General features: G+C 63.1%; 20 protein-coding genes. 10 read left to right on the top strand and 10 right to left on the bottom strand.

From position 1 onward, the window contains the following. The first annotated feature begins 43 nt into the window (after positions 1–43). Together ACZ9H4_RS22080 and ACZ9H4_RS22075 are read left to right on the top strand one after the other, a co-directional pair. Positions 44–730, top strand: a complete 687-nt coding sequence (locus tag ACZ9H4_RS22080; RefSeq protein WP_408140324.1) for a DUF2242 domain-containing protein — start codon at positions 44–46, stop codon at positions 728–730. Positions 731–1,500: 770 nt separating this feature from the next. Further along, positions 1,501–1,752, top strand: a complete 252-nt coding sequence (locus ACZ9H4_RS22075) for a hypothetical protein (RefSeq protein ID WP_408140328.1) — start codon at positions 1,501–1,503, stop codon at positions 1,750–1,752. An 85-nt stretch (positions 1,753–1,837) separates the two neighbouring features. On the opposite strand, the gene ACZ9H4_RS22070 is transcribed toward ACZ9H4_RS22075, so the two are convergent. Beyond that, complete coding sequence (locus ACZ9H4_RS22070) at positions 1,838–2,767, bottom strand: DMT family transporter (RefSeq protein ID WP_476120869.1); 930 nt, start codon at positions 2,765–2,767, stop codon at positions 1,838–1,840. A 307-nt stretch (positions 2,768–3,074) separates the two neighbouring features. Here ACZ9H4_RS22070 and ACZ9H4_RS22065 point away from each other — a divergent pair, with 307 nt between their 5' ends. Together ACZ9H4_RS22065 and ACZ9H4_RS22060 are read left to right on the top strand one after the other, a co-directional pair. Beyond that, on the top strand, positions 3,075–3,827 hold the full coding sequence (locus ACZ9H4_RS22065) for an IclR family transcriptional regulator domain-containing protein (protein WP_476120867.1): 753 nt from the start codon (positions 3,075–3,077) through the stop codon (positions 3,825–3,827). Positions 3,828–4,050: 223 nt separating this feature from the next. Next, a complete protein-coding gene (locus ACZ9H4_RS22060) occupies positions 4,051–4,263 on the top strand; it encodes a hypothetical protein (protein WP_408323258.1) in 213 nt (70 codons plus the stop codon). 145 nt (positions 4,264–4,408) lie between these two features. Here the strand turns inward: ACZ9H4_RS22060 and ACZ9H4_RS22055 are convergent, their stop codons facing one another. Beyond that, positions 4,409–4,687 carry a hypothetical protein gene (locus tag ACZ9H4_RS22055; RefSeq protein WP_476120865.1) on the bottom strand — a complete coding sequence of 93 codons (279 nt, stop codon included), beginning with the start codon at positions 4,685–4,687 and terminating at the stop codon, positions 4,409–4,411. Between the two features lie 173 nt (positions 4,688–4,860). Beyond that, complete coding sequence (locus tag ACZ9H4_RS22050) at positions 4,861–5,616, bottom strand: Mut7-C RNAse domain-containing protein (protein ID WP_408323260.1); 756 nt, start codon at positions 5,614–5,616, stop codon at positions 4,861–4,863. 94 nt (positions 5,617–5,710) lie between these two features. Here ACZ9H4_RS22050 and ACZ9H4_RS22045 point away from each other — a divergent pair, with 94 nt between their 5' ends. Beyond that, entirely contained in the window at positions 5,711–6,580 is an 870-nt protein-coding gene (locus tag ACZ9H4_RS22045) for an NAD(P)-dependent oxidoreductase (RefSeq protein WP_476120863.1), read from the top strand. 157 nt (positions 6,581–6,737) lie between these two features. Then, complete coding sequence (locus ACZ9H4_RS22040; RefSeq protein ID WP_408140339.1) at positions 6,738–7,373, top strand: LysE family translocator; 636 nt, start codon at positions 6,738–6,740, stop codon at positions 7,371–7,373. A gap of 291 nt (positions 7,374–7,664) precedes the next feature. Here ACZ9H4_RS22040 and ACZ9H4_RS22035 read toward each other — a convergent pair whose 3' ends face one another. The 3 genes from ACZ9H4_RS22035 to ACZ9H4_RS22025 all read right to left on the bottom strand — a co-directional run bounded on the left by ACZ9H4_RS22035 (position 7,665) and on the right by ACZ9H4_RS22025 (position 11,424). After that, a complete protein-coding gene (locus ACZ9H4_RS22035) occupies positions 7,665–8,489 on the bottom strand; it encodes an OmpW/AlkL family protein (protein WP_408152818.1) in 825 nt (274 codons plus the stop codon). Positions 8,490–8,660: 171 nt separating this feature from the next. Next, positions 8,661–9,908, bottom strand: coding sequence for a DUF2957 domain-containing protein (locus ACZ9H4_RS22030; RefSeq protein WP_476120860.1), 1,248 nt, complete (start codon positions 9,906–9,908; stop codon positions 8,661–8,663). A gap of 100 nt (positions 9,909–10,008) precedes the next feature. Then, complete coding sequence (locus tag ACZ9H4_RS22025) at positions 10,009–11,424, bottom strand: DUF2957 domain-containing protein (protein ID WP_476120858.1); 1,416 nt, start codon at positions 11,422–11,424, stop codon at positions 10,009–10,011. 66 nt (positions 11,425–11,490) lie between these two features. On the opposite strand from ACZ9H4_RS22025, the gene ACZ9H4_RS22020 reads away from it, so the two are divergent. Continuing rightward, positions 11,491–11,739 (top strand): hypothetical protein, encoded by a 249-nt coding sequence (locus ACZ9H4_RS22020; protein ID WP_476120856.1) that lies wholly within the window; start codon positions 11,491–11,493, stop codon positions 11,737–11,739. Positions 11,740–11,910: 171 nt separating this feature from the next. Here ACZ9H4_RS22020 and argC read toward each other — a convergent pair whose 3' ends face one another. The 3 genes from argC to ACZ9H4_RS22005 all read right to left on the bottom strand — a co-directional run bounded on the left by argC (position 11,911) and on the right by ACZ9H4_RS22005 (position 14,422). After that, positions 11,911–12,858, bottom strand: a complete 948-nt coding sequence (gene argC / locus ACZ9H4_RS22015) for an N-acetyl-gamma-glutamyl-phosphate reductase (protein WP_175165037.1) — start codon at positions 12,856–12,858, stop codon at positions 11,911–11,913. A 189-nt stretch (positions 12,859–13,047) separates the two neighbouring features. Continuing rightward, positions 13,048–13,620, bottom strand: a complete 573-nt coding sequence (locus ACZ9H4_RS22010) for a flavodoxin family protein (protein WP_476120853.1) — start codon at positions 13,618–13,620, stop codon at positions 13,048–13,050. 202 nt (positions 13,621–13,822) lie between these two features. Next, positions 13,823–14,422: a YbhB/YbcL family Raf kinase inhibitor-like protein gene (locus ACZ9H4_RS22005; RefSeq protein ID WP_408140347.1), complete on the bottom strand. Its 600-nt coding sequence runs from the start codon at positions 14,420–14,422 to the stop codon at positions 13,823–13,825. A 264-nt stretch (positions 14,423–14,686) separates the two neighbouring features. Here ACZ9H4_RS22005 and ACZ9H4_RS22000 point away from each other — a divergent pair, with 264 nt between their 5' ends. After that, complete coding sequence (locus ACZ9H4_RS22000; RefSeq protein ID WP_476120851.1) at positions 14,687–15,376, top strand: response regulator; 690 nt, start codon at positions 14,687–14,689, stop codon at positions 15,374–15,376. Positions 15,377–15,467: 91 nt separating this feature from the next. On the opposite strand, the gene ACZ9H4_RS21995 is transcribed toward ACZ9H4_RS22000, so the two are convergent. Beyond that, positions 15,468–16,154 (bottom strand): orotate phosphoribosyltransferase, encoded by a 687-nt coding sequence (locus tag ACZ9H4_RS21995; RefSeq protein WP_042326936.1) that lies wholly within the window; start codon positions 16,152–16,154, stop codon positions 15,468–15,470. A gap of 393 nt (positions 16,155–16,547) precedes the next feature. Between ACZ9H4_RS21995 and ACZ9H4_RS21990 the strand changes: the two genes are divergently transcribed. Together ACZ9H4_RS21990 and ACZ9H4_RS21985 are read left to right on the top strand one after the other, a co-directional pair. After that, the gene (locus ACZ9H4_RS21990) at positions 16,548–17,780 is read left to right on the top strand and encodes an MFS transporter (RefSeq protein ID WP_476120849.1); all 1,233 of its coding nucleotides are present in this window, start codon (positions 16,548–16,550) and stop codon (positions 17,778–17,780) included. A 326-nt stretch (positions 17,781–18,106) separates the two neighbouring features. Further along, positions 18,107–20,389: an NADP-dependent malic enzyme gene (locus tag ACZ9H4_RS21985; protein ID WP_408140350.1), complete on the top strand. Its 2,283-nt coding sequence runs from the start codon at positions 18,107–18,109 to the stop codon at positions 20,387–20,389. Positions 20,390–20,512: the final 123 nt, after the last annotated feature.

The following is a 20,512-nucleotide window of genomic DNA, read 5'->3' as shown; positions in this document are numbered from 1 at the left end:
TGCATTTCCATTCGCGCTCGCGCAGCGTCCTTTGCAATCGACCATGTTGACCTCGCTTTCCAAAACCACGACCGCGGCCCTGTTCGGCCTGTTGACCCTTGCCGCGTGCAGCAGCGCACCGCAACCGAAATTCCAGCAGGAATTGTTCGAGACCGGCGCGAGTCCTTATGCACGCAATTTCAATTCGAGCACCACGGATAGCTGCGAAGCCGCGCGCCGCGCCCTGTTGAGCCAGGGCTACCTGACGACGATGATCCGCAACGATACCGTCGACGGAACCAAGAACTTTCAGCCGACGGGTGATACGCACGTCGTCGTCGAGTTTCATGTGGTCTGCACGCCGGGAGAGGAGGCGAGCGACACCAGCATCGTTTACGTCAACGCCGTGCAGAACGGCTTTGCGCTGAAGAAAAGCGATACCTCGGCAAGCGTCGGGCTCAGCGTGCTGGGTTCGCTTTCGCTGCCGATCCGTTCGAACAGCGACGCGATGGTCAAGATCTCGAGCGAAACCATTCCGTCGGGCAAGTTCTACGACCGTTTCTTCGGTCTCGTCGATCACTATCTGCAAACCGTCGTGCGTACGCAGCCGGTTGCCAATAGCCACATCGAAACGCGTCTTTTGCCGATGCCGGTCGAAGTGACGACGCCCACGCTCGTTCCCGAATTGCCTGCGCCAGTTGGCCAGGCAGCCGCCGTTCAACCGGCAAGCGGAGCGGTTGCGTTGCCGTGAGGTGCAGTCCGGCTTAACGAAGGGTTGGGTAGAGCCGATCAGCCTTCGATCTCATCGCGCAGCGGTACTTATCCTATGTTTTTTACTTCAGACGTATACGTATGTAGTAGTAGTTAACAAGGGCTAACCCCTTCTGTGGATAACGCCCAAATGTCCCATCGCATCAACGTGATGCGAAATCCATAACCCTGCGGAACAAGCCTGTAGAAAAACTACAAAGCCGGGATAACTCTGACACAGGCTTCTGACGGGTCCGCTTTATCAAGAATCCGCGCACAGGCTGTTCTACGCGCTATCCCGAAGTTATTCAGAGGTCTTTGTGGATAACTCACCTCTCAGCCATTTCTTCCGCAGGCCGCCGGTCGGGCTTTTCCGGCGCATGAAGCGCTCGCCAGCGTACAGACGCTCATCCCTCGAACGCGCACATTGAAGTCGGACGGTACAAAGATTGCGTCTCTCTTTTTGCAAGCGCAACTGTTGCTAATTAGCGAAAAACATTTCGGCAACGCCCATCCAGGCATAGAGTTAAAGTGTTTTATGAAGTTATTGGTGCAGTGCGGGGGGTGTATGAAACGCAGATCAGCACGACAGCTCGTCCGTCTTCTCTCGGATATCCGACATGCCACCCATTGCAGCACGTTGCGGGCGGCAGCCACCAACCGGGCCATTGCCCTCGCATCCGCCGAAGCCGACGCGGATGCCGCCGACAGCGGCGACAGCGCCGAGTCCTCGCGCGATGCGCGTCAGGACAAACCGGTCAGGAGCGGATCATGAGAGCCGCGAGCGAACAGTCGCTGCGTTTTCTGGTGGAGAAGTGGCTCGCGCCAGCGCAGTCCGCGCCGGTCCACGTCACCGAGTTCAGTCGCACCCGCGTGGGCGGCCGGCGTTACGTACGCGTGGAGACGTCTGCCAAAGGCGGCTTACGAAGTCTGTTCTTCTTTCGTCACGACGACGGTTGCTGGTGCGTGTTTCCGCCGACGGGCGATACGTCGAACGTTTTTGCTCATCCGCGCGCGGCGTAGCTGATGCACCCGCGCTGAACGGCGCCGTGCGCATCTGCTAGGTGTTTTCGGCGTATCGGGCGAGGCGCACCGAGTACGCTAGTCGTCAGGACGCGTGACGCACGCGGTCGAGCCCGCGGCGCCAGCCCGGCATCACCTGACAGACGATCAAACCCGCCAGCATCAGCGCGCAGCCGAACATCGCGCGCGTCGACAGCGTTTCGCCGAGCACGAGCCAACCGGCGAGCGCGGCGAACACGCCTTCCATGCTGAAGATCACCGCCGCGTGCGAAGGTGCCGCGTACTTTTGCGCGACCACCTGAATCGTATAGGCGACGCCCACGGACAGTGCTCCACCGTAGGCGATCGTCGGCGCGGCGCGCGCGATCACGGCAAGACTGACTGGCTCGATAGCGAGGCCGACCGCGAGGCACGTCACGCCGCACGTCACGAATTGCACGAGCGCGAGCATGAGCGTGTCGTGGCGCAGCGCGAAGCGCCCGACGAGCATCATCTGGACGGAAATCACGAGGGCGCCCGCCAGTTGATACCAGTCGCCGTAAAGCATCGAAAAGTGCTCGTCGACGCTCAGAAAATACATGCCGACGGCCGCCAGCGACGCGCCGAGCCAGGTGGCGATGCCGGTTCGATGCCGAAACAGCACACCGAGCAACGGCACGATGACCACGTACAGCGAGCTGATGAAGCCGGCGTTGGCGACCTTGGTGTATTGCAGGCCGATCTGCTGCAAGGAGATCGACGCGGCCAGCACCACGCCGAGCAGTGCGCCGGCGCCGAGCAGCTCGCGTGCGCCGCCGGGTTCGCGCTTCGACAGTTCAGCGAGCGCCGAGCGCCGCACGCACACGATCAGCGTCAGCACGACGAGCGCGCCGAGCAGGAAGCGCAAGCCGGTGAACAAAAATGGTCCGATCGCATCGAGACTCAGGCGTTGCGCGACGAACGCGGAGCCCCAGATCATTGCGGCGATCAGCATCAGCAGATTGGCGCGCAGGTGTTGGCGGGTGTCGGGATTCACAGGCGGTTATTCGAGTGGGATGGTTCTTGCGGGGCGTTCGCGGCGCCTCGGGCAGAGGGGGCGGCGCTGTGCGCTCTATGCAATGCTGGCGGGCTTCAGCGCACGCGCGCACTGCCTGTCCAGGATCGCCCACATGATACGCGGGCAGCCGGCAAGTATCGGAAAACGCGTAGGTGGCCGCGGCGTCGGTCGGTTTCCGTTGAGTCCAGCCTTCCCGCGCTAAGTCTCCAACTCGCGCGATAATCGCGCAACGGCCATCCGACCCAATGACGCCTCACGCCAACCCGCCGACTTTCAAACAACCGCGATGGACGACAAAGACTGGATCGCCGGCGCCGCGAAGGCGTTGGCGATCATCGAAGCATTCGACGAAGAGCATGCGCGCATGACGCCGACAATGGTCGCCGCTCGCGCGAGCCTGTCGCGCACCGCGGCGCGCCGTTATCTGTTGACGCTGCGCGAACTCGGTTACGTGGATACCGACGGCAAGCTGTTCTGGCTCGCGCCTCGCGTGCTGCGGCTCGGGCAGTCGTATCTGGATTCGGCGCGCCTGCCGCGCACCGTCCAGCCGTTTCTTCAGCGCATCACCGCGACCGTGCAGGAAACCGCGCTGGTCGCGATTCTCGACGAACACGACGTGGTGTATGTCGCGCGCAACGGCGTGAACCGCGCGATGGCGGTCGGCTTCGTGCTCGGTTCGCGCGCGCCGGCGCCGTTGTCGTCGGCGGGACTGGTGTTGCTGGCGTTCCAGGCGCCCGAAAGCATCGATCAGTGGCTCGCGTCCTATCCGATCAAGGTGTTCACGCCCTACACCTACTCGACGATCGAACGGCTGCGCGAAGTGCTCGGCGAAATCCGCCGCAACGGTTACGTGGTTACCGACCAGCAACTCGAACTCGGCGTGCGCGGCGTCGCGGTGCCGTTGCGCGACCGGCATGGCTCGGTGGTGGCGGCGATCAGCGTCAGCATGCCGATCGGCCAGGAACAGCCGAGTGCCGCGCTGCAGCGGGTGTTGCCGACCCTGCAGGAAACCGCCAGCCTGCTGCGTAATCTCGTCTGAAGACAGCTAGGTAGTGTCCCTGGTATGGAATGCTTAACGATTGAAAGCACGTCGAAAGCAACCTGTCTCCCGGAAAATACATATCAAGTTTTGCGCATGACAAACTGCCTACGCCAGGTAATACTCTCCGCGGGGAGCGGGGAGGCGCTCAAGCCTTGCCTGCTTTACCGCGCAGCTTATTTCATTCACATTGACTCAGTCGCAAAGGTTTGGGGAACAACACATGAAAAAAGTTATCGTCTCGCTCGCAGCCGCATCGATCGCGCTGGTCTCCGTTCAAGCTTTCGCACAGGCATCGGACGCAGCAGCGCCGGCCGCAGCAACCAGCGCGCCGAAGAAGCACCACTCCAAGCAACTGAAGACGCACGGCAAGCGCGCTCCGGTCTCGGCAGCAGCTTCGGCCGCTGGCACGAACGACAAGGGCACGCCGAACTAAGCTAACGCCCGATTCGTCGGGCGAGCCGCCGCGATGCGCCGCTAGACGGCCAACGTTGCGCGGGCACGGAAAAAGGCGTTGCCATGCAAAAAGGCCAGAGCACAAGCTCTGGCCTTTTTGCATGGACGGCGGGGTTATGCGGCGATTAGTCCGCGAGGCCACGCTTGATCACTTCGTTCAGCAAGCCGGTCATACCCTCGGGATGCGTGGCTGCACGCGTTTTCAACTCGGTGACCAGTTCGCCGTTCAGCTTGCATGCGAACGCGACGAGGCCTTGCGCCTGATCGAGCTTGCGTTGCTCGCGGCGATCGAGCTTCGGCTCGGCCGTTGCGGCTTTACCGAAACGCTCGGCGGTCGACTGTTTCATTGCGTTGTTCAGTTTGAGCGCCTTGTTCTTTTCAAGGTCGGTTTTTTTCATCGCCATACGGAAGGCCTCTGCCAGATAAGTAATCCCGCATTGTACGCACCGCGCCGCGCGTCGCGGGAAAGGCGGCGCTCAGGGCGGGCAGCAGGCTCGCCGCAACCGATCGGCCGACGCGCGTGAGCCGCGAAAAGCAGGCGAGCATCAGAAGCCTCACCGCGAATCCCGAGCGATACTCAACCCGGCCGCTCCGGCGCAACCGCCACGCTGTCTATCAGCGCGCGCATCCTCTGCCAGTGCGTACCTTCCCAGAATACGCGCTGGCACACGTCGCATGTGACGAACTGGTCATGCCGCTCCAGCACGCCGTCGGGTGCGCGGGCGCCGACTTCCTCCTTGGCGATTCGCCGCAGCGGCGCATTGCACATCAGGCATAGACGGAACGGTTGCGCGCTGCCGGCCAGATCGAGCCGTTCGAAGACTTCGCGCAATTGCTCGCGCGGCTTGAGCGTGCGGACATAGCAGCCATGCGTGATGCTGCGGCGTTTGAGCAACTCACGGTCGCGTGTCAGCACGATGCGCTGTTGCGCGACGCAAAGCGCTTCGATATCGGCGTCGGGATAGTGGTTGTCGTATAGCGTGTCGAAGCCGGCTAACCGCAGCAGCGGCGCGAGGCCGCCGAGATGCGCATCGGCGATGAAACGCAGCACGCGCAGCGGCCGTTCGCGCACGCGCAGGAGCGGCTGGATGTCGAGCGCCTCGAACTTCGGATAAACGGCGACGCGGTCGCCGTCCACCAACGGATGATTGAAACCGACCGATTCGCCGTTCACCAGAATCAGTTCGACCTCGGTGTGGGGCACGCCGAGCGCTTCGATCATGTGCTTCGCGGTCGCGTTGGACGCGCAGGCGTAACTGAACGCGCGCCGGCGCAGCGGCCGGGCGAGAAAGTCGTTCAGCTCCTCATAGAAGCGGAATGTCGCGGTGACCATCGCAGCAGTATCGCACTGTGTTTTGTTGCGCGCTGCCCTGCACATGTCGCATGGGTGTGCTTTACTTCGAGTTCTTTAGAAGACGGAGCGACAGATGGACATCGGTTTTATCGGGCTCGGCGAGATGGGCGCCGTGATGGTTGCAAACATTTTGAAAGCCGGGCATCAGGTGCGCGTGTGGAACCGCTCGCCGGAACGGGCGCAGCCGCTTGCCGATCTCGGCGCGCGGGTTGTTGCGACGCCGGCTGAAGCGTTTGCAGGCGACGCGGTGTTCTCGATGCTGGCCGACGATAGTGCGTTGCGCGAGGTCATTACCGCCTCGCTGCTGGAGCACGCTCCGCGTGGCCTGATCCACGTGAACATGGCGACGATCTCGGTGGCGCTGGCCGAGGAACTGGCGACCGCACATGCGTCGCGTGGACTCCATTACGTGGCGGCGCCGGTGTTGGGGCGGCCCGATGTCGCGGCTGCGGGCAAACTGACGATCGTGGCCGGCGGTCCGGCCGAGGCGATCGACCGGGTTCAGCCGGTGTTCGACGTGATCGGCCAGAAAACCTGGCGCATCGGATCGCTGCCGCAACAGGCGAACGTGATGAAGCTCGCCGCGAATTTCATGCTCGGCGCGGCGATCGAGACGCTCGGTGAAGCGGCGGCGATGGTGACGGGGCATGGCCTCGCCATGCAGGATTTTCTCGATGTCATTACAAGCGGGCTCTTCACGGGTCCGGTGTATTCGGGCTACGGCAAGATGATCGCGGAGCAGCGCTTCGAGCCGGCGCTGTTCAAGGCGCGTCTCGGACTGAAGGATCTGCGCCTGGCGCTCGCCGCAGCCGATTCGGTGACGACGCCGATGCCGATCGCCAGCGTGGTGCGCGACAGTCTGATCGAAGCCGTCGCGCACGGCGACGGCGAGAAGGACTTCGCCGTACTGGGCCAGGTGGCGGCGCGGCGAGCCGGGCGTTAAAGAGCGGGGCGGCGGCGAGCGGGAAGCCCCTCGCTGCCTCTGCGGACGCAAACGCGGACGCAGATGCCGCACGGCCACGGTCACATATGCAAACCGCACCCGCACCCGCACCCGGGCGGGCATAATACCCGCCCGATCCCAATCCGCATCGATTCTCATGACTCTGCATACCTGGTGGCTGTTTGTCGCCACCGTCTTCGTCGTTTCCGCGATTCCCGGTCCCAACATGCTGCTCGTGATGACGCACGGCGCCCAGCACGGCTTGCGCCGTTCCAGCGCGACCATGGCGGGCTGTCTGTCGGCGCTGGTGCTGATGCTCGCGGTGTCGGCGGCGGGGCTCGGCGTCGTTCTCGCGGCGTGGCCGGCCACGTTCAACGCGCTGCGCATGATCGGCGCGGCCTACCTCGTCTATCTGGGCATCAAGGCATGGCGCGCACCGGCTGACGAAGCCGCCGCCGATACCGTTGACGAACTCGCCGCCAGGCCCGCACGTTCGCGTTTCGCGCTGTTTCGCAACGGTTTTCTGGTGGCGAGCAGTAACCCGAAGGCCATCCTGTTCGCGGCCGCGCTGCTGCCGCAATTCATCGATGCCACGCAACCCAAGCTGCCGCAATTTGGCGTGCTCGTCGCGACCTTCGCGGCGATCGAGGTCAGCTGGTATCTGGTGTACGCGGGTTTCGGCAGCCGTATCGGCGCGAGACTGAAGAGCCGCAGCGTCGCGCGAATGTTCAATCGACTGACGGGCGGGGTGTTCATCGGCTTTGGAGCAATGATGGCACTGGTGCGCCATTAGGCAGGCGGCCCGGTCCACGCACTCGGGGAAAAAAGCCTCTCACAAGAGTGTTGTATTTTAGCAACATAGAGGGTCAACCCTAATTTGCATGTTGCGATGCACCAAACTATTTGCTATAGTTTGTCTTGTCTCCTCCATGTCTCCTCTGATATGGATTCAGCCCGCCCACATAGGCGGGCTTTTTTTTGCCCAAAATTTGCCGGCGTCGCCTGTATCGAACGTCGCGCGGAAAAACAAAGCCGGCTGATCCGTTGCGTAGGATCCCCGGCTTTGTCATATGGGGCATAGAACTCAGAACCGGTACGAGATGGCCAGGAAGGAAATGATCGGATCGGCCTTCAGGTCCGCCTTCGACACCCCCAACTCCGTACCATCTGCCGCCTTGATGATGACCGACGACGTGGTCTTCAGCGGAATGTAGGTGACCGAGGCCACGAGACCCCAGTGATCGGTGATGTTGTACGCGAGACCCGCATTGAACACCGGCGCCCATGACGACGACGCCTTTGCAGACACCTGCGTCTGCCCCGGCTTGCCGGCGCCCGCGGCCAGCACAGCGCCGAGGTTGTTCTGAGTCGACTTGACGAAGTTGTCGCTGAGCTGGACATCGGAGAACCAGTTGTACGACACGCCGATGCCGACGAACGGCCGGAACTTCGCCGTCGGCGAGTTGAAGTAGTACTGGAACATCAGCGCCGGGCTCCACTGGCGCACGCTCTTCACGATCGGATTGGCCTGCGGATCACCCAGATCCTGCTGACCGAGCGCGCCCGCCGGTCCCGGCGGTTTGATGACGCCGTGCCCGTAGATCTTGAAGACGGGCGGCACGCCCGCCACCGTCGTCACCGCGATGTGGTCGGTGAGGTAGTGGCTGAAAACGAGACCCACGGTATCGGCGTTATTGGTCGACAAGCCCGTGCCGGCCGACGTGAACGAACTCGGCAGGCGCAGCGGCGTGTTGATCGGCGTCGGCGCGACGTGGGTGGTGAGCGGCGTGCTCGAATCCTGCGGCATCACGTGGAACCAGCCGAGCACGGCGACGTTGTCGCCCGCATGCTGGGCGTACGCACTGGCCGACAGCAGCGTGGCCAGCAACGCGAGACAGATCTTCTTCATGTTTTTCTCCTCAGACGCTCGTGCGGCGCCTCGCATGCGACGAGCGGCCACGGGCTGTCGGCCCGGACAGGGCGCTGGATGGTCGTGGGGCGATGGCTGCCGCGCCGCGTGTGCGCGCGGCAGCCGGAATGCGAACGCCGCGCGGCGCACGGGCGGCGCATGCTGAGCCCGCTACTGGACGAAGGCGCCGATCGTGAAGTACGGCGAGGCCGCGTTGGTCAGATCGAGGTAGCCGAACACACCGCCCGTGAAGATCATCTTTCCGGTCGGCGCGGTGCCGGTCGAAGCGCCCACATGCGTGGTCGTCACGACGCCCGGCACGGTTTGCGTGAAGTCCAGATTCAGCGCGGTCGCGAGCGAGGCCTGCGAGGCGTTGAACGGATCCAGCAGCGTGGCCTCGGTGCCTTCGAGCGCAGTGGTGCGGTAATCGAACTGGCTATCCACGCCGATGTACTCACCGTTCTGCGAGTTCACCGCGATCGTGTTTTGCGGCGACAGGATCGAGATGCCCGATTCGTCGTCCGCATAGGGGCCGAGCGCGTCGTTTTGCGGCACGGTGATCGACGAGTTCGCGGCGCCGGCGCGCACGAGGATCGGCACCAGCTGGTTGCGCAGTTTGCCGACGATCATGTAACCGCGGGCTTTCGGCGTGGTCGCGAGCGTCGGTTTCGCCTGGCCGAGGAAGTTGTTGGTCTGGAACGCGCCGCTGCCGTCGGCCGCCGGAGCGAAATTTCCGCCCGGTTGCTGGCAGGTGCCGGCGTTGATGCCGGAGTTGTCGCACTCGCTCCAGGTGCCGTCCGCGTTGATCGTGATCTTCGAATCGACCGCGACCGGCGCGAAGTTTTGCGACGGCACCTGGTGGTAGCCAAGCTGGTTGTAGGTGCCGGCGACGTTCGCGAGATTCGTTTCAATCGACGAGAAGCCGATGAACGGGTAATACGGGAAGGTGGTATCGGGCACCGCGCCCACCCCGAGAATCCCGCCGAACGAAATCTCCGCGCCGGGAATCGTGCCGCCCGCCACCCCTTCGCCGATGAAAATCCGCGCCGGCCGGTTCGGGTCGAGACTCGCGCCGTTCAGGCGGAACGCGCACTGGTTGAGCTTGTTGGTCGGCAGCAGGGTTTCCTGCGTCAGCGTGCCGCTCGCGGTTTGGCCGGCGCGAGTCGGGACGACGGTGCCGGGGGTGGCGGGGATCGGCGACTCGATGTAATTGACCTGCCACGTCATCCTGGTCGTATCGAGTTGCAACTTGACCAGTTCGCCGTCACCGCCGCCGCCCGTGAACACGGTGCCGTAATCGAGCGACGCAGGACACAGACGGACTTCCGTCACCGGCCCATCACCGCCGCCTCCACCACCACCGCACGCCCCCAGCAACGGTGCAGCAAAAGCGAGCACCGAAAGGATTCTCCAATTCATACCGCCTCCAGAATTTTCTCGTTGTAGGTGGCCGGCTCCCAGTCCAGCCACGTCTTGCTTTGTGTTTTGCCCGCGCCGCGCACGGCCGGCTCATTGCGCGTCACTTGCTGATCTGCGCGCCGATGCCGAAGTAGGGCGTGCTCGGCGTATCCGCGTTGGCCGAGGTCGGCGCGATGCCGCCGTTCTCCGTGCCCTGGATGGCGATGGCATAGAGGCCGCCCGACGCAATCGCGAAGCCGGCGCCACTGCCCTGCACGCCGACCAGGCCGGGGCTCTGCAGACCGTAGGTCAAACCGAAGTGGTCTTCGGGCGCGGAAGTCGACGGGTTGATGAACGTGCCGACGGCGCCCTGGATCAAGGTAGCGGTGTTCCTGAAATTCGAGTCGGCGCCCGCGTAGCCGCCGTCGAAACCGCCGGAGGCAAGCGGCGTGGCCGCAGCGAGCATGGCGATGCCGGATTCGTCGTCGACCTTCGCGTCGAGGTGGAATGGAGCGGTGCCGAGATTGATGGAGCCGGTGCGCACGACCAGCGGCACGGTCGCGCCGTTGATCTGGCCGAGAATCATGTGCGCGGTCGCCGACTTGCCGCTCGCGCCGATGAGCGGCAACTGGAATTGCGGCACGATCTGCGGCGCGAGCTGGCTGTCGAAATAGCCATTGCTGTTCAGCGTCAGCGGATTGCCGGTCGTCAGACAACCGCCGGCGTTCGGCGAGTAGTTCGGGTTGGCGGTATTGCTGCTCGTGCAGGTGCCGCTCGCGTCGAAGGTTTCGACCGTGTTGGTCGCGACCGTCGCATAGTTGCCCGACGGCGCGAGGTGATACAGCAAGCCGTTGTACGTGCCGGCCAGTTTGGTGAGGTCGGTCGTCGTGCTGGCAAAGCCGAGGAACGGATAGAAGTCGAAGTGGCGGCTCGGCACCTTGCCGATGCCCGAGCCGACGAGCGGAATAGTCAGCCCGTCGAACTGGACCGTTGCGCCCGGGATGCCGCCGCCTGCGACGCCGAGGCCGACGAGGATCATCGGCGGATTGGGGTTGTTGACGAAGTCCGGCGTGGTGTAGGGCTGGCCGTCGCCGGGTGCGGTGCCGGTGCCCGCGCCGAGAATGAACGCACAGCGCGTTTGTTCGGCGGTCGGCAGCGCGCCGGCCGGGGGGTGGATCACCGCGCCGGTGATTTGCGTGCCGGCGCGGGTCGGAGTGACCTGACCCGTGCGCAACGGAATCGGCGATTCGAGCCACTTCAGCGTGTACGTCATCGCCGTCGCGTCGATGTTCACCTGGACGACTTCACCGCTTCCCGCTCCACCGAGATAGGTGGTTTTGACGATATCGGCGGTAGCGGGGCACAACGCGGCCGCGCTGGTGCCTGTGGGGGGCGGCCCCTGCACGCCGCAACTCGCGCCGGAGCATTGCGGCGTGTCGATCGTGCCTGGACTGTCGGCCTTGCCGCCGCCGCAAGCGACGAGTAATGGCGCTGTGGCAAGGGCCATTGCGAGGCCGAGATTAATGGCGTTCGACATACCGCTGTCTCCATTCATGTAATTGTGCGAAGTAATTTCGCTGCGCGGTTAATCGATGTCAATTGAATGAGCCGTCTAAAAAGACCGATTCAAACAGCGCGAATTTCGGCGCGTACGCACTGCGCGGACACTTGCGGCCCTTTTAAACAAAAAAGCAATTTTCGCGAATGGGACGACGCCGTTGCTTCCTCGCACGCCCTTTATGGGCAGGCGTTACGGCAAAAAGGCTCTATCATCTTCGAACGACCGTTCGAGAAAAAATCAGGTATTTCCCTAGGCGGAAAACTATGCGGGGTGAACGAATTGGAGGAATGAATTACCGGTAGTCGAAAGCGCTGCGATTTTTCTTTTTTAAGAAATGCGGACTCGTACCGATCGCGCTTGCGATGAGAATTAACGGGAGTGTTTTTAAAGCAAAAAAGCCGGTCTTTGCAGACCGGCTTTTCGATGGGGACGACGGCGAATTGCCGTCGATACCGCGTTTATTCAGCGTTTCAAGCCGCTTTCTTCGGCCGCGCCGATGGCGAGATTCATACACTGGATCGCCGCGCCCGATGCGCCCTTGCCCAGATTGTCCAGTCGCGCGACGGTCACGAAGCGTTCTTCGTTGCCGAACACGAACAGGTCGACACGGTTGGTGTCGTTGTTCGCCTGCACGTCGAAAAAGCCGCTGTCCAGGTTCGCGTCCGCATCGAACGGTGCGACGCGCACGAAGGCTTCGCCCGCGTAGTACTCGGCGAACAGCGCCTGCACGTCTTGCGGCGTGGCTTTTTTCGCCAACTGATTCGGCGAGAAGAACGTGGTGACGGCGAGACCCTTGTAGAAGTCGCCGACGATCGGCGTGAAGATCGGCGCCGAAGTCAGACCCGTGTGCGCCGCCATTTCCGGCAGATGCTTGTGCGTGAGGCCGAGCGCATAGGGACGCGGGCTCTTGAGCTTGTCGTTGCCGCCGGCTTCGTAGTCGGCAATCATCTTCTTGCCGCCGCCGCTGTAGCCGGTGATCGAATAAGCGTGTGCGGCGAAGTCGGCCGCGACCACACCGGCTTCGACGAGCGGACGCATTGCCAGCACGAAGGCCGACGCGTGGCAGCCAGGCACGGCGATGCGCTTGGCCGTACGCAGACGCTCGCGTTGCGTACGGGCCAGTTCGGGCAGGCCGTACGCCCAGTCGGCGGAGGTGCGAAACGCGGTGCTCGCGTCGATCAGCACGGTGCGATCGTTGGCGACCAGCGAAGCGGATTCGCGCGACGCGACATCGGGCAGGCACAGGAACGTGACGTCCGACGCATTGATGAGACGGCGGCGCTCTTCGAGGTCTTTGCGCTTCGCTTCTTCGATACGCAGGATCTCCACGTCGGCGCGTTGCGACAGGTACTCAAAAATCTTCAGGCCGGTCGTGCCTTCCTGTCCGTCGACAAAAACTTTCGTGCTCATCTCGATCTCACTCGCTTGCTGGAAACGGGGGCGCGACGCCGCGCCGGAACGCTATTTTAAGACCTCATGGCGGCGGACGTGCGACACGGGGCGAAAAAAACGACGATGCGCGCCGAACGTGACATCGGCGTGACCTGTTGTGCAGTAGATGCCAGCCGATGCCACCCGGTTCGCGACAGAGGACGCACGCTAGCCCCGCGCGGCGATCCACCGTGCCGTGACGCCGGCAACGCGGGCGCCGAACATCCGCGCCGTTTCCAGATCGCCGGCGGGCGGCGCCTCTTCCGGCGACGCGTCGGCCGGCGACTGCGTGAGCAGGCCAGTCGAGCCGCCCACGTAGTTCAGATCGTTGCGGGTCGCCGCCTTGGTGTTCGACGGCATCATACCGGTGCCCGCCCAGATCATGCCGTGTTGCATCGCGAGCGTGACGAAGTACTGGATCGTCGAGAACTTGTCGCCGTTCATGGTCGCCGAGTTGGTGAAGCCGGCCGCGATCTTGTCTTTCCACGTTTGGCCGAACCACGGCTTCGAACTCGCATCGGCGAATTTCTTGAAGTCCGCCGACGGACCGCCCATGTAGGTCGGCGCGCCGAAGATGATGGCGTCGGCCTCGGCCAGTTCGGCCCAGGTCGCGTCGTCGATTTCGCCAACCGGCAAAAGCCGGGCCTGCGCGCCCGCTTCGATGGTGCCCGCGAGCACGGCTTCCGCGACCTTCTTCGTGTGGCCGTAGCCGCTGTGATAAACGATGACGATCTTCGACATGAGGTTCTCCGGCAGTAGTGAAACAGGATGGGATCAGGCGCGGCCATGGTGCGCCGGGAGCCGCGCGCACCGCCTCGCCGCACATTAACGTGCGCGGATGACAGAAATTCCACGCGCGCGGCATGTCGATGCAAACCGTACGCCAGTCTGCATGAGCTCGCCGCGTCGCTGCGTTTCGATCCGACGAACCCGTCGGACGACGCTACCGCCCGTAAGTGACCACCATCCGCGCACTACCGAGCGAGGCCGTGCCGATTTCGTGATCGAACATCAGCGCCGGACGCCCTTGCGCGAGGCGCAGGTCGGCGGTGCTCAGTGCATAAACAGTCACGATGTAGCGATGCGGTTTGCCCGGCGGTGGACAGGGGCCGCCATAGCCGTCGGTATCGAAGTCGTTGCGCGCCTCGACCGCGCCGAGTTTAGTAAGGAACCCGGAGGAACTCGCATTCTCGGGCAAGTTGTCGACCTTCGCCGGAATGCCGGCGACTGCCCAATGCCACCAGCCGCGGCCCGGCGCATCCTGATCGAACATGGTGATCGCGAAGCTGCGCGTGCCTGGCGGCGCGTCGCGCCACGTCAATTGCGGTGAACGGTTGCCGCCCTTGCAGTCGGCCTGATTGAAAACCTGTGCGGCCTCCACCTTGCCGTTATGGAAACTGGCGCTCGTCAGCGTGAATGTGGCCTCGGCGAACGCGCGCGGACTATGCATCATGAATAGAGCCAGCCCCAGCGTCGCGCAGGTGAAGAACGGCGTACGGTACAGCGGTAAAGCAAGCGAAACAACCAGGCAACGCGAGCGCATGTGCCGGTTCTCCTGTCAGGGCGCGAGGCGCTTGTCCTCGCGATGGTTGTTGTCCTTAATCGTGCCCCAAGGTCGAATCAAGTCTAACATTAGCTCTGCGATACATCATTGTTGCCACGCTGCGGCATTTGCGAAGGGGAAATCGGCTATAGTCGGAGGAATCGCCCGCGCGACACCGGCGCCGCGTTCTCATTCCTGTGAGTACCAAGACAGAAAGACATGGTAGAAGTTGTGGAGAGTGGTTTACCAATCAAAAGGAGGGCGATGCTTGATCCACTCAAGGTCGTAGTCGCCGACGATCACCCGGTCATTCTGTTCGGTGCGGAGCACGCGCTGCTCAAGTTTCCGGGGATGGAAGTCGTCGGTCGTGCGCGGCAGTCAACTGAGCTGGTCAAGATGTTGCAAACCGCGCCCTGCGACGTGCTCGTTACGGATCTGGCGATGCCCGGCGGCCAGTATGGCGACGGGCTGCAGTTGATCGGCTATCTGCGCCGCAATTTCCCGCACCTTCCCATTGTCGTGCTCACCATGCTGGAAAATGCAGCACTGCTGAAACGGTTGAGGGAGCTTGGCGTGACGTCTGTCGTCCATAAATCGGACGATTTGAGCCACATTGGTCTCGCGGTGCAACATGTCAGCCGCAACCTCGAGTATATGAGCCCGTCGGTGAAGGCGGTGCTGGATGCGCTACGCATGAACTCCGGCGGCAAGAGCGATGACGTCATGCTGTCCAAACGCGAACTGGAAGTGGTGCGTCTATTCGTCTCGGGCATGACGATCAAGGAAATCTCCGAGCAGCTCAACCGCAGCATCAAGACGATCAGCACTCAGAAAAACGCGGCGATGCGCAAGCTCGGCATCGATCGCGATTCCGAATTGTTCCAGTATGCGCAGAGCAACGGCTTGCTGAATCTGTCGTCCCCCGCACCGGACGATACCGGCCACAAAGCTTAGCGCCGAGTAAACAAAAAGCCGCCTGTCGTGAGACAGGCGGCTTTTTTAATTCAGACGGCTAGAACGTCGGCGCTAACGCAGAGTTTGCAGCTTACTGCGGCGTCGCGTTCGCGCCGCCATGCGCTGCCGACCATTCAGCGGGCGCGTGCAGGAATTTTTCCACTTCGTCGAGCGTCTTGGTGTCGAAGTATTTGTTTTCCTTGGCGACGCGCAAGACGTCCCACCACGTGGCCAGCGCGTGCAGATCGACGTCGATGTCTTTCAGCACCGACACGCTTTCCTTGAAGATGTTGTAGTGGAACAGCACGAAGCAGTGATTCACCGTGGCGCCGGCGGTGCGCAGCGCGTTGATGAAGTTGATCTTGCTGCGGCTGTCGGTGGTCAGGTCTTCAACCAGCAGCACGCGCTGACCTTCGGTCAGCAGGCCCTCGATCTGCGCGTTGCGGCCGAAACCCTTCGGCTTCTTGCGCACGTATTGCATCGGCACCATGAGGCGGTCGGACAGCCATGCCGCGAACGGGATGCCTGCGGTTTCGCCACCGGCGACGGCGTCGATCTGCTCATAGCCGACGTCGCGCAGGATAGTGGCTTCGGCCATTTCCATCAGGCCACGGCGCACGCGCGGATACGAAATCAGCTTGCGGCAGTCGATATAAACCGGGCTCGCCCAGCCGGACGTGAAAATGTACGGTTTCTCCGCGTTGAAGTGCACTGCCTGAACTTCCAGCAGCATTTTTGCGGTCGTGTCGGAGATCGTCTGGCGATCGAAGCCTGTCATGGGCGGGATCCTTGGGTATGAGCGGGAGAAGCGGGCGCGCGGCCCGGTGGCGCAGCAAGCGAGGTATGCCGCGCCATGCTGGGCGGAATACGCTGCCGGTCAGTGGCGCCTGTCGTGGACAAAGGCCGGTTTTTGCTGCGCGCGTAGGCCGACATTTTACCTGAAATGGACCCTTCGGACGAGGCCGTCGTGCGCGGCTAGCGCGAATGGCGGTCATAGCGGCCGCGCCAGGCAGGCGTTGCGGGCCATGCCAGGGGCGGGCTGTCGATTCTGCGCAGGAGCACGGCCGCCGCATTTTGGTCTGGCTTGTGAGCAACCAGGGGCGCCTTTACACTCACGCGAATTTCTCGGGCGCCGCCTCGCGCGCCCCCTCTGACCTACGGAATGCTTTCAATGACTGCCGCCGCCCCCGCTACCGACACCCGTGCCCCCGCGAAAAATGGTTATGCGGGCCGCGCGCTGCTCGCGTCGGCGCTGGGTTATGCGATGGACGGCTTCGATCTGCTGATCCTCGGTTTCATGCTGCCGGTGATCGCCGCCGACCTGCATCTGACCTCCACCCAGGCCGGCTCGCTCGTCACATGGACGCTGATCGGCGCGGTCGCGGGCGGTCTGATCTTCGGTGTGCTGAGCGACTATTTCGGTCGCGTGCGGATGCTGACCTGGACGATCCTGCTGTTCGCCGTCTTCACCGGCTTGTGCGCGCTGGCGCAGGGCTATACGGACCTGCTGGTGTACCGGACCATCGCCGGCATTGGGCTCGGCGGCGAATTCGGCATCGGCATGGCGCTGGTGGCCGAAGCGTGGCCGGCGTCGCAGCGGGCGCGTGCATCGTCGTATGTCGGGCTCGGCTGGCAGGCCGGCGTGCTGGCGGCCGCTTTGTTGACCCCATTGCTATTGCCGGTGATCGGCTGGCGCGGCATGTTCGCCCTCGGACTGCTGCCCGCCGTCGTCTCGTTCTTCGTGCGGCGCCGCGTCGAGGAGCCGGCGCTCTTCAACGAGCGCGTGGCGCGCGGCATGCGCAAGCTGCCGTTCAAACTGCTGGTCGCCGATGGTCGCACCACGCGCGCCAGCATCGGTGTGGCGATCCTATGTTCGGTGCAGAACTTCGGCTATTACGGTCTCATGATCTGGCTTCCGAGCTATCTGTCGCAGACCTTCGGCTATTCGCTGACCAAGTCCGGCATCTGGACCGCGGCGACGATACTCGGCATGGCGAGCGGCATCTGGCTGTTCGGCATCGCGGCCGATCGCTTCGGCCGCAAGCCGACTTTTCTGTTCTACCAGGCGGGTGCCGTGGTGATGGTGTTCGTCTACGCGCACCTGAGCACGCCCATGGCTCTGTTGTTCGGCGGCGCGGCGATGGGCGTGTTCGTCAATGGAATGATCGGCGGTTACGGCGCGCTGATTTCCGAGCTCTATCCGACCGATGCGCGCGCCACCGCCCAGAACGTGCTGTTCAACGTCGGCCGGGCGGTCGGCGGGTTTGGGCCGGTGGTGGTGGGCGCATTGGCCGCACGTTATTCGTTCGGCGCGGCGCTTGCCTTGCTCGCGTCGATCTATCTGCTCGACATCTTCGCGACACTTTTTCTGATTCCCGAACGACGCGGCACCGAGCTCGAATGAGCGTGACGGGCCGCCATGGCCTGCGTATCACGTGCGGACGACAAACCGCGCAATGCGTGCGGCGCCGCAGCATCGCCAGCCCTTGTTTCGCCGATGGCGAGTCGTGTTAACCACTCAGTGCATCGACGCATGCGGGGTGTACACTAACCGGCCCGCGAAGCACTCCGTATCGTCCTCGCATTGCCCTGTTCGTCGTCGCGGTTCAACGTCACGCCTACCCGGCGCATGCGCAAAACCGCCTCGGTCGGTGCTTCATTCGACAGATGCAGGCGACGCCGGCTGTGCGGTGTGCCGGGCCCAATTTCTTACGTCTCGCAGGCCAAAAAATGGACGAACAACTTAAGCAAAGCGCTCTCGCATACCACCAGAATCCGAAACCCGGCAAGATTTCGGTTACGCCCACCAAGCCGCTATCGAATCAGCTCGATCTGTCGCTCGCGTATTCGCCGGGTGTCGCCGCAGCCTGCATGGCGATCTACGACGAACCGCTCGACGCGCAGAAGTACACGTCGCGCGGCAACCTGGTCGGCGTGATCACGAATGGCACAGCCGTGCTCGGCCTCGGCAACATCGGCCCGCTCGCCGCGAAGCCGGTGATGGAAGGCAAGGGTTGCCTGTTCAAGAAGTTCGCCGGCATCGATGTGTTCGACATCGAACTTTCCGAGACCGATCCGGACAAGCTGGTTGAAGCGATCGCGATGCTCGAGCCCACGCTCGGCGGCATCAACCTCGAAGACATCAAGGCGCCGGAGTGCTTCTACATCGAGAAGAAGCTGCGTGAGCGCATGAAGATCCCCGTCTTCCACGACGATCAGCACGGCACGGCGATCATCGCGTCGGCGGCGATCCTGAACGGCCTGAAAGTGGTCGGCAAGAAGCTCGACGAAGTGAAGCTGGTGTGTTCGGGCGCGGGCGCGGCGGCTATCGCCTGTCTGGATCTGCTGGTGAATCTCGGTCTGTCGAAGAAGAACATTCTCGTCACCGATTCCAAGGGCGTGATCTACGAAGGCCGCGGCAATCTCGATCCGTCGAAGGAGCGTTACGCGGCGAACACCGAAGCGCGCACGCTCGCTGACGCGATTCGCGGCGCCGACGTGTTTCTCGGCTGCTCGAGCGCTGGCGTACTGAAGCCGGAAATGGTCGCCGAAATGGGCACCCAGCCGCTGATTCTGGCGCTGGCGAATCCCGAGCCGGAAATCCGCCCGGAAGAAGCGAAGAAGGTCCGCCCGGACTGCATCATCGCGACGGGCCGTTCGGACTATCCGAACCAGGTCAACAACGTGCTGTGCTTCCCGTTCATCTTCCGTGGCGCGCTCGATGTCGGCGCAACCACGATCACCGAAGAAATGAAGCTCGCGTGCGTGCGCGCGATTGCCGAGCTGGCCGAGGAAACCGATCAGGGCGATGAAGTCGCGAAGGCGTACGAAGGCCACTCGCTGGAATTCGGCCCGGAATACCTGATTCCGAAGCCGTTCGATCCGCGCCTGATCATCAAGATCGCGCCGGCTGTTGCGCAGGCGGCGATGGATTCGGGCGTCGCGACCCGTCCGATCAAGGACATGGACGCGTACCGCGAAGAACTCGGCACGACTGTCTATCGCACCGGCATGGTGATGCGCCCGGTGTTCGCGGCGGCGAAGTCGGAGCCGGCGCGCATCGTGTTCGCCGAAGGTGAAGACGAGCGCGTGCTGCGCGCCGCGCAATTCGTGCTGCTCGAAAAGATCGCCAAGCCGATTCTGGTGGGCCGTCCGTCGGTGATCGAGATGCGTCTGAAGAAGATGGGCTCGAAGCTCAAGTGCGGTGAAGACGTCGAGATCGTCGATCCGGAAGACGATCCGCGCTATCAGAAATGCTGGCAGGCGTACCACGAACTCGGCGCGCGCGAAGGCGTCACGCCGGACGTCGCGAAGGCCGCGATGCGCAAGTTCAACACGCTGATCGGGGCGATCCTCGTGCGCCTCGGCGAAGCCGACGGCATGATCTGCGGGATGATCGGCCAGTACCACACGCACCTGAAGTTCATCGAGCAGGTGCTGGGCAAGGCGGACAACGTGCAGAACTTCGCCGCGATGAACCTGCTGATGCTGCCGGGCCGCAATCTGTTCATCTGCGACACCTACGTGAACGAAACGCCGACCGCCGAACAACTCGCCGACATGACGATGCTGGCTTCGCGTGAAATCGAGAAGTTCGGTATCACGCCGAAGGTCGCGTTGCTGTCGAATTCGAACTTCGGCAGCGCGCCGTCTTCGTCGTCGCAACGCATGGCCGCGGCGCGCAAGCTGATTGCCGAACGCGCGCCGACGCTGGAAATCGACGGGGAGATGCACGGCGACGCCGCGTTGTCGGAAGTGGTCCGCAAGGCTGCGTTCCCGGGCACGACGCTGACCGGCGAAGCGAACCTGCTGATCATGCCGAACGTCGAAGCGGCGAACATCGCCTACAACCTGCTGAAGATGGTCGGCGGCGAAGGCGTGACGGTCGGTCCGTTCCTGCTCGGCGCGGAAAAGCCGGTGCATGTGCTGACGCCCGCTGCGACGGTGCGCCGGATCATCAACATGACGGCGGTGGCTTCGGCAAACGCGCGCAAGCCGGTGAACGCGAAGTAATGCGGATGGCCTGAAGGTTGAAGCGGGGCGCGCGCCAAGGCCTGCGCTGCCGCCAACTGACGGGAAGAACGCCACGGAAGTGATTCCGTGGCGTTTTTTTATCGTGGGCAAAATCGCAGACAA

This window comes from Paraburkholderia sp. TE9906, from assembly GCF_056279605.1.
Note: the sequence above shows the minus strand (reverse complement) of the source record. Positions and strands in the feature narration are given on the sequence as shown.

Coding starts and splice junctions, on each gene's coding strand:
- ACZ9H4_RS22080 (WP_408140324.1), top strand. CDS start 44: ATGTTGACCTCGCTTTCCAAAACCACGACCGCGGCCCTGTTCGGCCTG.
- ACZ9H4_RS22075 (WP_408140328.1), top strand. CDS start 1,501: ATGAGAGCCGCGAGCGAACAGTCGCTGCGTTTTCTGGTGGAGAAGTGG.
- ACZ9H4_RS22065 (WP_476120867.1), top strand. CDS start 3,075: ATGGACGACAAAGACTGGATCGCCGGCGCCGCGAAGGCGTTGGCGATC.
- ACZ9H4_RS22060 (WP_408323258.1), top strand. CDS start 4,051: ATGAAAAAAGTTATCGTCTCGCTCGCAGCCGCATCGATCGCGCTGGTC.
- ACZ9H4_RS22055 (WP_476120865.1), bottom strand. CDS start 4,687: ATGGCGATGAAAAAAACCGACCTTGAAAAGAACAAGGCGCTCAAACTG.
- ACZ9H4_RS22050 (WP_408323260.1), bottom strand. CDS start 5,616: ATGGTCACCGCGACATTCCGCTTCTATGAGGAGCTGAACGACTTTCTC.
- ACZ9H4_RS22045 (WP_476120863.1), top strand. CDS start 5,711: ATGGACATCGGTTTTATCGGGCTCGGCGAGATGGGCGCCGTGATGGTT.
- ACZ9H4_RS22040 (WP_408140339.1), top strand. CDS start 6,738: ATGACTCTGCATACCTGGTGGCTGTTTGTCGCCACCGTCTTCGTCGTT.
- ACZ9H4_RS22035 (WP_408152818.1), bottom strand. CDS start 8,489: ATGAAGAAGATCTGTCTCGCGTTGCTGGCCACGCTGCTGTCGGCCAGT.
- ACZ9H4_RS22030 (WP_476120860.1), bottom strand. CDS start 9,908: ATGAATTGGAGAATCCTTTCGGTGCTCGCTTTTGCTGCACCGTTGCTG.
- ACZ9H4_RS22025 (WP_476120858.1), bottom strand. CDS start 11,424: ATGTCGAACGCCATTAATCTCGGCCTCGCAATGGCCCTTGCCACAGCG.
- ACZ9H4_RS22020 (WP_476120856.1), top strand. CDS start 11,491: ATGAGCCGTCTAAAAAGACCGATTCAAACAGCGCGAATTTCGGCGCGT.
- argC (WP_175165037.1), bottom strand. CDS start 12,858: ATGAGCACGAAAGTTTTTGTCGACGGACAGGAAGGCACGACCGGCCTG.
- ACZ9H4_RS22010 (WP_476120853.1), bottom strand. CDS start 13,620: ATGTCGAAGATCGTCATCGTTTATCACAGCGGCTACGGCCACACGAAG.
- ACZ9H4_RS22005 (WP_408140347.1), bottom strand. CDS start 14,422: ATGCGCTCGCGTTGCCTGGTTGTTTCGCTTGCTTTACCGCTGTACCGT.
- ACZ9H4_RS22000 (WP_476120851.1), top strand. CDS start 14,687: ATGCTTGATCCACTCAAGGTCGTAGTCGCCGACGATCACCCGGTCATT.
- ACZ9H4_RS21995 (WP_042326936.1), bottom strand. CDS start 16,154: ATGACAGGCTTCGATCGCCAGACGATCTCCGACACGACCGCAAAAATG.
- ACZ9H4_RS21990 (WP_476120849.1), top strand. CDS start 16,548: ATGACTGCCGCCGCCCCCGCTACCGACACCCGTGCCCCCGCGAAAAAT.
- ACZ9H4_RS21985 (WP_408140350.1), top strand. CDS start 18,107: ATGGACGAACAACTTAAGCAAAGCGCTCTCGCATACCACCAGAATCCG.